Here is a 15256-nt window from a genome sequence, read left to right as displayed (position 1 = left end):
AAGATAACTACGATTATACTGAATAATGCAAAGAGCAACTCGTAGAAAAGTGTGCTAGAAACAAGTCAGCAAGAGTTCTCTTTACTAAGTCAAAATGCCGTAATAGCTTTTGCACTTCAACAGATTCGTAAGAAGCTCCCTTTTTTCAAGAGTTTTATCCATATACAAATCTCATTTATGATGTGGAAGCGAATAAATTTTCTTCATATATAATGAATAAGTTTGAAATGAGAGAATATCTGATATTTGAGAGGCTCATTTTGTGTGAGGAAATTAAATTATATTTATAAATCAATATGTTGATGTGAAGTTCTTATAGTTTATTATTTTTAGATGATACTTCGTGCCTTTATTTATTACTCAATAAGTGATTTCTATGTTGGCAGCGCAGGGCAATTTGCTTTTATTTTAAAATAAAAATGCTCCAAAGCTTTATTTTTAAGGATTTTCGCTTTTTATCTATAAACATATTATTTTTCTCTAGAAATTTGCAATGAAGGCACTAGATAAAATCCATTATGGATATTAATGAGGTTAAATTTATGAATATAAAATATTTTATTACAGCTTTTGCTACTTTTGCTTCAATCTCGATCACTCAGGGTACGAGTTTTTTAGCGGCTCAAAACCTTATACAGAGAGCATCTTCAGCTATTCCTTCAAGAGGTCTTTTTTCTGGTGAACAGCTTCACAGGGTCTTATCTGAAGTTTTTCAAATAGAACTTTCTTGCACAAATAACAGCGAATGCATAACAGCAGCTAAGTTAGTACCTGTGTCACATTCTGGTAAAAAAAGAGGATATAATCCTAAAAAAGGACTAGGGAAAAGAGGACGGCCAAACCTATTTTCACGAAGTCCAATGAGTTTTTAAAAAGTGAGAAAACAATATCAAGAAGTATGATATATGCTTTGAAGTTGGAAAATATGGGTGTTTTTTATCAATTGAAAAGAGGGGGGGCCAAAGGGTATTATGATTGTGCACGGAGGGGGTGAAGAGTACTCTTTGAAAAAGATATAGGTAGGTGGATTTCGGTGCAGGAATACTCTGTATAATGGCAATCGCTTGTTACAAAATTCATGGGTTTGGATAAATATAATCTCTGGATTTGGGGTTACGCTGTTATGCTTTAAATACTGTCATTTTAAGCGTGGCTATGTAACGCACATAAAACTCCTTGATAGAGTAGGGCTTGTCCAGGGAGAGCCTTTAGTTAAGTGAATCACATGGGTAAGGAGCTAAGAAAAATCCTCTCGACAAGAAACTGGGCTGTTTGCAGAAAGGATCTGATAGGATGCTTCGTCAAAATCGAGAAAGAAACAAAAATGTTAAACTTTTGATCTTTGATGGTATGTTTCGACTACAGATTTATAATATATTCTATATTTGTCTATAATTCAAAATATTAGATATTTTTTCAGCTTTAAGGAGATTTCTATATAAGTTTTAATGTTTATCATACCGGTTGTCTGTCTTTAGGCATTTTTTCAATTTAGTCTTGTAAAGGGGTATGAAATGATAGCCTAAAAATAAGGCTGAAGCTCTGAAAAAGACTTTACTATAAGGTTGAGAGAAGAAAAAAATAGTAAGTATGTCAAAAAAACGATAGATGCCTAAATTGTAAACAAAGAGCAAGCGTGATGAAATTGCATGTAATCTTGTTGCTGTCCATGGGGTAGTGGAGATCTTGTTCTATGTGGTACAAGCGTTCTTTACAATGATGAAAAAAGAAATACATAGCTTTCACTTTTGGTCATGCTAAGGATAAAGGTAAAAACGTTATTTGTATGAATTTAAATAGAACGGTTACATTAGCTACTCTCAATATTATAACAGTTTTCACTGTTATAATATTGAGAGTATTAATAGGAAGCATTCCAGCTTTTAAGTAGTTTTATTTATCTACACACACTTGCTCGTTTGTGAGATGCAGGGGGCAGTTTTGGTTTCTTTAATTTAAAAAGGCTTAAAGAGCATCTTCAATATTGCAGATGAATGAATATAAAGATATTTTTTCATTATAATATTATATTTTCATGCTAATAGCACACGCTTTACACGGTGATAATGCAGATATTTTTGAAAAATTCATAAAGAAGAGCAAGTGTGACGAGAGAAAATCATTTGTGCATTGGCATAGTTTAATTCTCATTTATTGCAGATATTACAGATCAAGCGATCAAAGGTGCTTTCATTGGTTTTTTGTTTTTTTTGATAAGTGTATCATTTTTGCTACAGATATCTGAAGTTTGGGCTCTATATGGAATGATGTGTTCAAATAAATATTCAGCTATGGAGAGAAAATATGAATATGAAATGGTTAATAACAGCTTCTGCTTTCGCTTTTGTTTCAGCTTCGGCAGCACAAGCAGCAGATGTTATTGTTCCCCCTAGTCCAACACCTGTTGCTCCCGTTATTGTTGCTCCAACTTTTTCTTGGACAGGTTTTTATGTTGGGGGCCAGATTGGTGGTTTTTCTGGTAAAACGAAAATGGATATCCTCAGTAACGGAAAAAAGATTCCAGCGCCTGATGACCTTTTGCCTAAACTCTCTGGTTTCATGGGTGGTCTTTACGCAGGTTCCAACGTTGATCTTGGCAATGGCCTTATTTTAGGTGTTGATACAGATATCGTGTGGTCTAATAAAGATGACACGAAAACAGGAAACACATATGTTATTCTTCCAGATCACATAAATTATATTAAGAAGATATTAACAGAATCTGGAATTAATATTGGTAAAGATGCACTTGTACCTGGTGCTAAACGAACCCACAGTTTCACTTTTAAAGAAAAGTGGGCTGGTGCGACACGTGTACGTATTGGTTTTGCAGCTGAACGCATTATGCCTTATGTTGCTGGTGGTATCGCTTATACACAGCTTCAAGATAGTGCATTGATTTCAATAACAGGGAAAGATTCAGATAAAGTAATAGCTTCTGGTACCTTGTCTGATGAAACAAAGACCCTTGTTGGTTACACTCTTGGTGCTGGTGTTGATTTAGCCATGACCAATAACGTTATTGTCCGTGCAGAATATCGTTACTCTGATTTTGGAAAAAAGAAATTCTCAAATGATAAATATGAGACTTCTTACAAAACCAATGATTTCCGTGTTGGTGTTGCTTACAAATTTTAAAAGATGGTAAGTAAAATAACAGAGCCTCTGTCTTTGACTGAGGCTCTGCTATTCTCTGTTGCCATATTATCACACAACACATAATTTATTATGGATGTGAAAAGATATTGTTCAGATTTTATAAAAAAGACTTTCATCAGCAATAAACAATAATTACATTTAAAATCAATAAGTTATTTATATATACAGTTTGTAATTTCTTGCGCAAAACAAAGCTTTGAAGCGATTTTGTTTGGGATGTGCTTTCCATTTTCTGTGACTGTATCATTTTTACTACAGCTTTTCTTTCTGTAATCTTGTAGCACTGTGCTCATAAATAAATTAGGAGCAAAGTTTATGAATATAAAATCTTTAGTAACAACTTCTGTTATCGCTATAGCGGCAGCTTCTGCGGCACAAGCTGCTGATGTTGTCATCCCTCATGAAACAGCCCCAGCAGTCATCGCAGCCCCTTCATTTTCTTGGACAGGCTTTTATATCGGTGGTCAAGTTGGAAACTTTTCAAGTAAAGTTGATGCATATGATTCAGAAACAAACAGGAAAGTTACAGATAAAGACTGGACACCTAAGCCTTCCGGTTTCATGGGTGGTATTTATGTAGGTTCTAACGTAGATCTTGGAAATGGTCTGATTTTAGGTGTTGAAACCGATGCAGTCTGGGCAGACCGCGAAGATTCAAAAGCGCATTCAGAAGCCATTGGAGCAATTGGCCTTGATGCTTTCAAAGATGAGCTTCTAGCAGCTAAAGCTACACCTGCTACAGGAAAAACTATTGCTGGTATCGCGGCGACTGACAAACGTGTAGAGGGCACCTCTATAAAAGAAAAATGGTCTGGTGCTACACGCGTTCGTGTTGGTTTTGCAGCCGTTGATCGCATTATGCCTTATGTTGCTGGTGGTATTGCTTATACGCAGCTGCAGATAGTCGGTTTTCTTAAGGCGGAAGGAGCTGATGGTGCCGAAATCGCTTCTGCTAAAGTGTTTGATCAATCAAAAACAATGGTTGGTTTCACTGTAGGTGGTGGTGTTGACTTTGCAATGACAGACAATGTTCTGTTGCGTGCAGAATACCGTTACTCAGACTACGGTAAAAAAGCATTTGTAAAGGACGGGGATAAAGTAGCTTACAAAACCAATGATTTCCGTGTAGGTGTAGCTTACAAATTCTAATTTCGTAAAAAACAAAATAAACTTCCAAGAGGCTCTGTCAAAGACAGAGCCTCTGTTATATTATTACATACCCCATATTTGTTGGAGATGTAAAAGATATTCTTCAGATTTCCTTAAAAAGATTTTTATAAACGAGAAACAATAACTACGATGTAAAATCAATATCTTATGAATATGCATATTTATAATTTCTTGCACGAAGTGAAGTTAGTAGCGTTGTAAAGTCATGCAGAGATTTTGTTTTGAGCGCATCCTCCATTTTCTATGACTGTATTATTTTTTACTACAGCTTTTCTCTATGTAATCTTGTAGCATTATCCTCTAAATAAATGAGGAACAAAGTTTATGAATACAAAATCTTTAGTCAAAACGTCTATTATCGCTATGGCTGGAGCTTTTACGACATAAGCTGCAGACATTATTCTTCTTCGTGAAACAATCCCAGCAGTTATCACAGCCCTTTCGTTTTCTTGGATAGATTTTTATCTTGGTGGTCAAGTTAGCAACTTTTTAAGTCAAAGTTGATGTATTTGATTTAGAAGCAAAAGAAAAAACTTCATAAAGATGGACTACCTAAGCCTTCAGGTTTCAGTGGTATTTATTTAGGTTCCAACGTAGATCTTGGAAATGTCCTCATTCTAGGTGTTAAAACCGATGTAGTCTGGATAGACCAAGGAGAGACGAAGACGGTCTCAAAGATTCTTGCGATTGTTAAATTTGAAGATGCTGGTATTACCTTGGATGAAGATGGAAAGTTTCAAAAGGGTAACACAGCAGTGTGTCGCATTGGTTTAAAAGGAAAAAGGTCTGGTGAAACACGAGTTCGTGGTGGCTTTTTCGTCGCTGACCGCATTATGCTTTATGTGTCCGGTGGTATTGCCTGTGCGCAAATACAAGGTGTTGGTAAAGTTTCAGGAACAAAAAAGTCGGCAAATGGTAAATCAAGTAAAGCCGTTTCTGCTACGGTATTTGATAAAACAAAAACAATGGTGGGTTTCACCCTTGGTGGTGGTATAGATTTTTCGATTACAAATCATATTCTGCTTCGTGCGGAATACCGTTATTTAGACTTTGGTAAGAAGGAATTTAAAAAGGGTTATCTTAAACTAGGCTACAAAAGCAATGACTTTCGTGTAGGTATCGCTTACAAGTTTTAATTTAATCAAAATCGCAATTATGAATAAAAAGTATTAATAAAAAGTTAAATTTTAAAGAGATCTTGACTTTGACAAAATCGCTGTTTTCTGGGCTTTATTTGTATAATTGTGACATTTTTACTACAGCTTTTCTATCTATAATCTTGTAAGGTCATTTTATAGTTAATTTAGGAGCAAAATTATGAATATAAAAGCTTTAATAGCAACTTCTGTTGCCGCTTTAATTTCAGCTTCTGCGGCACAAGCTGCTGACATGGTGATCCCTCGTGAAACAGCCCCAGCAGTTATCGCAGCAGCCCCTTCGTTTTCTTGGACAGGTTTTTATCTTGGTGGTCAAATTGGCAACTTTTCGAGTAAAACTAAAGTAACTATTCCAGGAGAAGATAACGAACTTTTCAACAAAGATAACACACCTAGTCCTTCTGGTTTTATGGGTGGTATTTATGCAGGGTCTAATGTAGACCTTGGAAATGGTCTCATTCTCGGTGTTGAAACCGATGCAGTTTGGGCAGACCGTGAAGAATCAAAAAAAGCCCGTGAATTGACTCTTACTAGAAAAGAGGCAGCAGATTTTAATGCTTACCTTGAAAAAGCTAAGGTTGAATTAAAAGGTCAGCAACAGTTTCAAGAAGATGACAAGGTAACAGAAACGCACAGTTACAAAGAAAAATGGTCTGGTGCTACGCGCGTCCGTATCGGTTTTGCTGCTGTTGACCGTATTATGCCTTATGTTGCTGGCGGTATTGCCTATGCGCAGGTACAGGGTATTCAATCCGTTGCAGGAAAAGGAAAGAGAGATAAAGTTGAGCAGAAAGCTGACGGGGGTGAAAATCCACCAATTAAGAAAAATGTAGATTTGACTGGTGGTGCTTGGGCTGATGACACGAAGACAATGGTTGGTTTTACTATTGGCGGCGGTGTTGACTTTGCAATGACAGATAATGTTCTTTTACGTGCAGAATACCGTTACTCCGATTTTGGTAAAAAGAAATTCGCAAACGATACACGTGAATTCAATTACAAAACCAATGACTTCCGTGTAGGTGTCGCTTACAAATTCTAATTTCATAAAAATGAAATTAGAAGCATAAAAAATACTAAGGCCTCGTTAAACGAGGCCTTTATTTTATTCGCTCTCTCTTAATCCCTTCTATTTTTATTTGTATCATTTTGCGCTATAAGACTTTAAAGAAAAAAGTTTTATATTATAGAGGGCGAATTGATGGTATATCTGGATTTTATAGCTACTGATTACATAAAATCTTATATCACTGCTGTCGTTTTACGCCTAAGTGAAAAGTATTCAATTAATCTCAGAAATAGGAAAAGATCGTAACCAGTGACGAACGTTATTCTGCATATACCAGATTAGAGCGAACGTATTACGTATATCTGTTGGAGTAAGTTCTGAAACGGGAATACAGCCTCACTGGGGAAGGATATGAAGTGACAAAGAGAAAAACTAGTTTCCAACTGTATCATCTTCTTTTAATTTAGCTTTACGATTTTCAAAAGCATTTAGAGCAACATTTTTTTAATAATGAAAATGAAGATGACGCATTGTCTTACATTTTTGTTTATTGCATTCTTTTTATAGAATCTACCCTCAATCAGAGATGATTTCATAAGTCCAACCTTGGCTTGCGTAATAAAGCTCGAGAACCTGTTTGTATCGCTCTAAATCGTCTTTTTTATGGCTCGATACACGAGCATAAGCAATAGTTTTTTTGTGACAGTTCTCTTGAATGGAAAAGATCAGGTCTAAGCCTAGATAGGTCATAACGGTGGTGATTTACTACCTTATGCTCAGAAATAATTTCACCTTCCAACGGCGTAAAGTGCTAATCAACTCCCCCAAAGTTTGAGCTGTTCTACCTATCCCAATAAATCTGCCCATAATATATATTATTATACACATATAAATAGATTACAAAAAAAACTGTTAAAGCCCCTTATGCAAAACAGAGAACCCCAAACGGAATACACTTGTTGTTGTGTATTCACACGCTTGTTTTAAAGAAATATTTTTCAAAGTACATCAAGCCCACTTCATGTCAGTATCCGTGAGCGATATAAGACGGTAAAGCCTCCCAATGAAGTAATATAAAATCTATAGAGCACCATTATCTTTACACGCTTAATAAAAAGAGCAAGCTAGCACCATCATGCATTTTGCTAGCCACCAATGTTGTGGTCAAAACCTTGGCTGTTAAAAGTGTTTATAAGAGACATTTAAAATTCTTTCTTTAATATTTTTTATCCATAGACTGTTTCCGCTATCGAGAAACATGGTTTTGATTAATACAACATGGAACAGGTTTTAAAGGATAGAATCCTACAGTATTATTATTTTCATTCAACATGAAAATAATAAGTTATCCTTATAAATCAAACCGATGTTTCAGAATGAAGATGTTTATGAAAAGAATCTAAAAGTTTTTTGCGAGTGTTTGAATAAGTCCTTTGTTTTTCTTAATTTTAGATACAAAATACTATTGCTAAAGCCCCCAAAGTAGATCATGTGATAAATAGATGAAACTTTGATATCGCTTGGTTTTAAAAAAGGCAATATTTGATTTCACTATTTGTTCTGGCATTGATTTTGCAATAACAGATGATAGTTTATTGCATGCAGAATACTGTTATTCAGATTTCGGTAAAAAGAAATTTATAAAGAATATTATCATTAACAGTTATGCAAAAATTTAATGAAAATGAATCCAACTTTAAGATACATAATTCTAGAGTGATTTAGTTTACAAATTTTCATTGAATGCAAAATTAAAAAATTAAGAAGCCTTATTTTCAAAAAAAATCTTTATTTTTTTGTGAGTGTGTCATTTTTGCTACAGATCTTTCAAAAAAGATGCTCTATATACATTTCATTTTGGATATTTGGAGAGATTTTATGAATACAAAACGTTTAATAACAGCGTCTATTTTTTCTTTAATTTCAGCGTCTACAGCGCTAGCTGCTGATGTTATGATTCCTCATCAGCCCGCATCATCGACTTCTTCTACCATTGTTGCGCCTACTTTTTCATGGACAGGTCTTTATTTAGGTGTCCAAGCTGGTGGTTTTTCGAGCAAAGCTGATATGGCTCTTGTTGGTCAAGAAAAGAGTTTGCCACTAGATAAAGAGTTTTCTCCTAAACTTTCAGGTTTTGTAGGTGGTTTTTATGCTGGTTCTAATATTGACCTCGGTGATAACTTTATTTTTGGTATCGATACGGATTTAATGGTATCTGGTAAAAAACACATAAAGACCATTACTATAGGTGCGGCTGATAACACTACAATAGAAAATTCAGTCGTAAGATCCCGCAGATCCACAAAACCACAAACGCTTCCAGCAACACAAGCACAACAAACCGCTTCAGGAGGATCTGCTGTTGCAGGAACACCTACATCAGCAAAACCTGCGTCAGCAACACCTGTTAGTGCAGGAGCTACAGCAGTAGGGACTCCAGTAGCAGGATCCGTGTCAGGAAAATCTGTTACAACGCAATCCAGTCCAGCACAACATAGATCAGTAAATACAGTTCAATCGTCACAAGCAGGAGCGGTACAATCAAATCAAGCAGCAACTGGAAAGTCTAACAATGTTAATGAAACAGCAGGAAAAACAGTGACGGCGGAAGGAGCGTCAGGAGTTCCAAAAACGCCATCTGCATCGCCAGTAGCGCAATCATCTTCCCCTAAAGCAGTGCAAGCGGTATCATCCTCATTGGGAAGATCAGATACAGGAGGGGCAACGGTAGGTCAGGTAGGTAGATCACAGCCAGCTGCACCTAAACCGACATCCCATACAACAGGCGTAGGAACCCCAGAGAAGTCAGCATCGCGATCAGCTACTGTATCAGTAGTGCCTACACCAGTAAAACCTACTGTAACTGCACCAGCAAGCCCGCCAGTAGCAAAAGCACCTACATCGGGACAACCATCAGCAGCAGAAAAAACAGTACCGAGTGCACCACTTTTACTCGCGAGATCAGGATCATCCTCTGAAGCAGCAAAAGCTTCCAATGGAACAAGCGGAGCTCATCATGGTGCCCATGGTAGTGGAAGTACTAATCCGCATGGTGCATCTCATGCAGGTGGGCATGGCTCTGGCGCTCATGCGCATGGCACTAATTCACATGCTTCTCGTTCTCACGGTGCACAAAGTACACAAGCGGTGGATAAGAACAATTCCAGTGTATATGGTATAGAACAAATGAAAAAGATGGCTTCTGAACTTGGTCTTGATCAAGAGGATGAAGTTGAAACTTTAAGTCATACTTTCAAACAAAATTGGGGTGGTGCTACACGGGTACGTATTGGTTTTGCTGCTGATCGCTTTATGCCTTATCTTGCTGGTGGTATTGCTTATGGGCAGTTCCAAGACACTGTATCAATATCCGTTAAGGATGAGGATGGAAGGGTCGTTTCTTCTAAGAACTTAGCTGATGAAACAAAGACCATGATTGGTTACACACTTGGTGGTGGCGTTGATTTCTCGCTTCTGGATAATGTGATTGTACGTGCAGAATATCGTTACTCTGATTTTGGTAAAAAGAAATTTGCAAAGGAAAAACTTGAAGTTAACTACAAAACCAATGATTTCCGCGTTGGTGTAGCTTATAAATTCTAATTTTTAAAAGAGTAAATTTCTAAGAGGCTCCACTGTCGGTGGAGCCTTTATTTTTTAAAAGATCAATTTTTGGTTTCTTTTCTTGTGAATTTCGTGATAAAGCCCATAGAGTGTGATGATATATTTTCCTGATCGCTGCTTAATACGAATAATAAGCTCGGCTTTCCCTATAGATAAAAACCAGAGTTGCAGGGTTCAGGGAAGTTATGCAAAAATGAAATCGTAAAAGTGGACAGGAATATTTCACAATGGCTGTGAAAAATGAAACAATAGATTATTCAAAAACTCTTTATCTCCCACAGACAAATTTTCCTATGCGTGCAGGGCTTCCGCAAAAAGAGCTTGAATTGATGGCGCGTTGGGAAAATATGGGGCTTTATGCGCAATTACGCCAACAAGCAAAAGATCGTCCATTTTATATTCTTCATGATGGCCCACCTTATGCCAATGGTCATATTCATATCGGGCATGCTTTAAACAAAGTTCTAAAGGATGTGGTTGTCCGTTCATTCCAAATGCGCGGTTTTAATGCAAATTATGTACCTGGTTGGGATTGCCATGGGCTTCCAATCGAATGGAAAATTGAAGAAAAATATCGAGCACAAGGAAAAAATAAGGATGAGGTACCTCTTAACGAGTTTCGTCAAGAATGCCGTGAATTTGCACAGCATTGGGTAACCATTCAAAGTGAAGAATTTAAACGCCTTGGTGTCGTGGGAGATTTTAACACGCCTTATACTACAATGGCGTTCCATGCAGAAGCACGCATTGCCAGTGAATTGATAAAATTTGCTATGTCAGATCAGATTTATCGTGGTTCCAAGCCGGTGATGTGGTCTGTTGTGGAGCGTACGGCTTTGGCAGAGGCTGAGATTGAATATCATGATCATGAATCAGAGGTGCTTTGGGTTAAGTTTCCTGTTTTTGAAGCAAATTCTGATGATTTATATGGTGCTTATGTCGTCATTTGGACAACAACGCCGTGGACAATTCCAAGCAATCGTGCAGTGAGTTATTCTTCGCAGATTTCTTATGGTATTTACGAAGTTCAAAATGCTGAAAATGATTTTGGTCCTCAAGTGGGAGAAAAGCTTCTCTTTGCAGATGCTTTAGCGATGAGTTGTGCTGAAAAAGCCAAACTTGTTTTGAAGCGTTTGCGTGTTATTTCTGCTGAAGAATTGAAAGCTCTTGTTCTTTCTCATCCACTCAAAGGTTTAGCTGGGGGGTATAACTTTAAAATTCCATTGCTTGATGGTTCTCACGTAACAGAGAGTGCTGGTACAGGTTTTGTTCATACAGCGCCAAGCCATGGGCGTGAGGACTTTGAAATTTGGAATGATTATAAGTCCTTACTGGAGCAAGCGGGGATTGATTCGTCTATACCGTTTCCTGTTGATGATGCAGGGTTCTATACGAAAGATGTTCCAGGTTTAGGACCAGATCGTGAAGGAGGACCTGCGCGTGTTATTGATGATAATGGAAAAATGGGTGATGCCAATAAAGAGGTCATTAACGCTTTAATTAAAGCAGATCGATTGTTTGCACGGGGGCGTTTAAAGCATTCCTATCCCCATAGTTGGCGTTCAAAAAAACCCGTTATTTTTCGCAATACACCGCAATGGTTTATTTCAATGGATAAAGATTTTGGGGATGGTTCAACTTTACGTAGTCGGGCTTTGGAAGCTGTTTCGAAAACGCGTTTTGTGCCGTCTTCTGGTCAAAACCGCCTAGCTTCTATGATAGAAGATCGTCCTGATTGGGTTCTTTCTCGTCAGCGTTCTTGGGGTGTTCCTATTTGTATTTTTGCGAATGAGGATGGTGTTATTCTAAAAGATGAAGGTGTGAACGAGCGTATTTTACGGGCTTTTGAAGCAGAAGGGGCAGATGCATGGTTTGCTGAAGGAGCACGTGAACGTTTTTTAGGTGAGCGTGCACATGAGCCTTGGGTACAGGTTTATGATATTTTGGATGTTTGGTTTGATTCTGGAGCAAGCCATAGCTTTGTGTTGGAAGATCGGGTTGATTTGAAATGGCCTGCTGATGTTTATTTTGAAGGTTCAGATCAACATCGCGGATGGTTCCAATCTTCTCTTTTGGAAAGCTGTGGTACGCGTGCTTGCTCTCCCTATAAGGCAGTGATCACACACGGTTTTACTTTGGATGAGAATGGTAAGAAAATGTCTAAATCTTTAGGCAATACGGTTGTTCCGCAAGAGATCATTAAAACATCTGGAGCTGATATTTTTCGTCTCTGGGTTATGACAACTGATTATTGGGAAGATCAGCGTTTAGGCAACAAAATTCTTCAAACAAATGTGGATTCGTATCGTAAACTACGCAATGCAATTCGTTGGATGCTCGGAACTTTAGCATATGATGATGGAGAAGAAATATCTTATGGCGCACTGCCGGATCTTGAAAAATTTATATTACATAGGCTTTTTGAACTTGATCAGTTAATTAATCGCGCTTACGACGAATTTGATTTTAAAAAGATTATGCGTGCATTATTGGATTTTTCAATCATTGAGTTATCGGCATTTTATTTTGATATCCGCAAGGATTCCCTTTATTGTGATGCGCCTTCATCAAAAAAACGCAAGGCCTCCTTGCAGGTTGTTCGTGAGATTTTTGAGCGTATGGTAACATGGCTTGCTCCAATGTTGCCTTTTACTATGGAGGAAGCTTGGTTAGAGCGTTACCCAGAAAGCCAATCGGTGCATTTAGAACAATTTCGCTCTGTACCAGAAGAATGGCAAAATCAATCTTTAGCTGAACGTTGGAAAAAAATTCGGCAGGTCCGTAAAGTTGTTACAGGTGCTTTAGAGCTTGAACGCGTTGATAAGCGTATTGGATCCTCGTTAGAAGCCGCTCCTGTTGTTTTTATTTCCAATCCGGTTTTACGGGAAGCATTAGAAAATGTGGACATGGCGGAGATCTGTATTACCAGTGCACTCACAATTACGCAGGATACAATACCTTCTGATGCTTTTACTTTGAGTGATGTTGAAGGTGTTGGTGTATATCCAGAGAAGGCATTAGGAAAAAAATGTGCGCGATCATGGCGTTATACACAAGATGTTGGGAGTGATCCAGCTTATCCGGATGTATCTGCTCGTGATGCAGCTGCTTTGCGGGAATTGCAGATTCTTGGCAAGATTTAAAATTTTAGATTAAAGGAAAGAAATGCAAGTAAATTTCTCATATTGATGAATATAGTTTTTTGTGGTACGAAGAAAATTCCGTTGTTTTATCTGCAGGGGGGGAAATTTGTGTATGGACCGTTCTCTCATAAATAACGGGAATATTAATCAGCCATACACCTAGGAAATGGAATAGGCAGTGAGAAAACGTGAAATAAAAATATTTCCAATAGGAATTTTAGGGATGTGCTTTGTTTTAACGGGATGTAATTTATCCGCTCCTACCTATGGTACCAATAAACCAGTTTCGATACAGTTTTTTGAAGATGTTGCTAATATTACTTCATTAACACCAACAAATAACAGCAGCCAGATTGTTATGAAACCTCATCCAAAACTTGTAATACCAAGCCCTAGTTCGCGCAGATTTTTGCCGGTGCCGCAACAAGATAGATCTGTCAATGAAATGGCAGCATCGAAGAAGAATCAAGGAAATACTTCTTTTCCTCACAAGGGATCGTCAGTTAATGGTGCTGGTTTAGAAAACCCTTCACAATTGAATGCGAAGCAACGACAGGAATATTTACGTCGTCAGAGAGCACAAGTTGGAAGTTCAAAATACCGTCGCTATCTCACTGAACCACCTTTAAGTTATCGCCAACCGGCAAAAACCGCACCTATTGGTCGATAGAGAAAAGACAAAATATTTAAAAAGTATTTTTCCAATTACTTATGATACCAAGCTCTCATTTACGCACAGTTATAATACTGCTGTAAGATGGGTATTATTCTCATGAAATAGCCATATGACAACAGCATTGAGAGAGTCCTTATGCGTTTTCTAACAAGAAACATTTTTCAAGCTCATTTTACAACATCGTTCATGTGGATAGTATAACGTAAAATCTATTGTGCTCCAGCAGCTTTATGCTTAGGAAGGAGAAAGCTGATACCATCATTTTATTTTCAGACTCCAATGTTGCGACAATTCTTGCATTTGAGAGCCTTCATAAGGGATATTTTTAGTCTTTTCTAAAATGTTCTTTATCTAGACGATAATCCGCTTACGATGTGCAAAAAGTGGTTTTTATTGATTCAATGTAATTTGGAATGAGAGTATATCTACGATATTTTGGACTTTATATTTTATATACAAAATAATAAATTATTCTTATGAATGAATGTATCATCTAATAGAAGAAATATGCAGCATTAAAAGAGAGAAAAATGCTTCGAAATAGCTTTTGCTATATATATCAGAGGAATTAATAGCCTTTTTTTGAGAAATAGGATAGTTTTTAAAGAGTGAAAGTTATGGAAGAAGAAGATTTTTTAGTATCGCTTTTGTACAAAAAAATCTTTAAGTAATTGAGCAGCTTCTTTTTCTTTAAAACCAGAATAAATCTCAGGTTTGTGATGACAGGTTGGTTGCTGATAGAAACGTGGACCATTTTCTATCGCCCCCCCTTTGGGATCATTTGTTGCGTAATAGAGACGTCGTATGCGTGCAAATGAAATGGCAGCAGCACACATAGCACAAGGCTCAAGTGTTACATAAAGATCGCAATCAGGAAGCCTTTCGCTTTGCAATGTTTCGCAAGCCATACGGATTGCGCGCATTTCTGCGTGTCCTGTAGGGTCATATGCAGATTTTATAAAGTTACCAGCACGTGCAATGATAGCTTTTCCACGTGTAATGACAGCGCCTACGGGAACTTCATCTTTTTTTGCAGCCCATTGCGCTTCTAAAAGGGCTATTTCCATGGGCGTCAAAGTCATAATATTCTTTCTACTGAAGGTATAGAAAATCTAAAGGTTATCTCGATAAGAAATGCTATGGAATGAATAATCTATTACGCTTTTATGATGAAAGGAATATCTCTATTTTCTAAAGAATTTAAGACAAACTTGCAAGGCAACAGATACATTATTGTCGTTAAAGGATAGAAAATGATAAATGATTATGCTACTTCCTTTTTTAAGATAAGCGGTATGGTGCATGTGAATAATTTTCT

At 37.3% G+C, this 15256-nt stretch carries 10 protein-coding genes; 8 read left to right on the top strand and 2 right to left on the bottom strand.

What is annotated here, in order from left to right:
* Positions 1-542 precede the first annotated feature (542 nt).
* The 5 genes from ACFIK6_RS02225 to ACFIK6_RS02205 all read left to right on the top strand — a co-directional run bounded on the left by ACFIK6_RS02225 (position 543) and on the right by ACFIK6_RS02205 (position 6528).
* Positions 543-872, top strand: coding sequence for a hypothetical protein (locus tag ACFIK6_RS02225; RefSeq protein WP_375677311.1), 330 nt, complete (start codon positions 543-545; stop codon positions 870-872).
* 1432 nt (positions 873-2304) lie between these two features.
* Positions 2305-3138, top strand: a complete 834-nt coding sequence (locus ACFIK6_RS02220) for an outer membrane protein (RefSeq protein WP_375641590.1) — start codon at positions 2305-2307, stop codon at positions 3136-3138.
* Between the two features lie 336 nt (positions 3139-3474).
* The gene (locus ACFIK6_RS02215) at positions 3475-4308 is read left to right on the top strand and encodes a porin (RefSeq protein WP_375641589.1); all 834 of its coding nucleotides are present in this window, start codon (positions 3475-3477) and stop codon (positions 4306-4308) included.
* A 596-nt stretch (positions 4309-4904) separates the two neighbouring features.
* Positions 4905-5465, top strand: a complete 561-nt coding sequence (locus tag ACFIK6_RS02210; RefSeq protein ID WP_375641675.1) for an outer membrane protein — start codon at positions 4905-4907, stop codon at positions 5463-5465.
* Between the two features lie 181 nt (positions 5466-5646).
* Positions 5647-6528 (top strand): outer membrane protein, encoded by an 882-nt coding sequence (locus ACFIK6_RS02205; RefSeq protein WP_375677310.1) that lies wholly within the window; start codon positions 5647-5649, stop codon positions 6526-6528.
* Between the two features lie 543 nt (positions 6529-7071).
* On the opposite strand, the gene ACFIK6_RS02200 is transcribed toward ACFIK6_RS02205, so the two are convergent.
* A complete protein-coding gene (locus tag ACFIK6_RS02200) occupies positions 7072-7245 on the bottom strand; it encodes a hypothetical protein (protein WP_375677309.1) in 174 nt (57 codons plus the stop codon).
* A gap of 1128 nt (positions 7246-8373) precedes the next feature.
* Here ACFIK6_RS02200 and ACFIK6_RS02195 point away from each other — a divergent pair.
* The 3 genes from ACFIK6_RS02195 to ACFIK6_RS02185 all read left to right on the top strand — a co-directional run bounded on the left by ACFIK6_RS02195 (position 8374) and on the right by ACFIK6_RS02185 (position 13932).
* Entirely contained in the window at positions 8374-10098 is a 1725-nt protein-coding gene (locus tag ACFIK6_RS02195; RefSeq protein WP_375677308.1) for an outer membrane beta-barrel protein, read from the top strand.
* Between the two features lie 248 nt (positions 10099-10346).
* Positions 10347-13262, top strand: coding sequence for an isoleucine--tRNA ligase (gene ileS / locus ACFIK6_RS02190; RefSeq protein WP_375641586.1), 2916 nt, complete (start codon positions 10347-10349; stop codon positions 13260-13262).
* A 178-nt stretch (positions 13263-13440) separates the two neighbouring features.
* Positions 13441-13932 (top strand): hypothetical protein, encoded by a 492-nt coding sequence (locus ACFIK6_RS02185; RefSeq protein ID WP_375641585.1) that lies wholly within the window; start codon positions 13441-13443, stop codon positions 13930-13932.
* A gap of 641 nt (positions 13933-14573) precedes the next feature.
* Here the strand turns inward: ACFIK6_RS02185 and ACFIK6_RS02180 are convergent.
* Entirely contained in the window at positions 14574-15020 is a 447-nt protein-coding gene (locus ACFIK6_RS02180) for a nucleoside deaminase (protein ID WP_012754668.1), read from the bottom strand.
* Positions 15021-15256 lie beyond the last annotated feature (236 nt).

This window comes from Bartonella sp. AS69XJJH (assembly GCF_042195585.1).
In the GTDB taxonomy this organism is placed as follows: Bacteria; Pseudomonadota; Alphaproteobacteria; order Rhizobiales; family Rhizobiaceae; genus Bartonella.
Note: the sequence above shows the minus strand (reverse complement) of the source record. Positions and strands in the feature narration are given on the sequence as shown.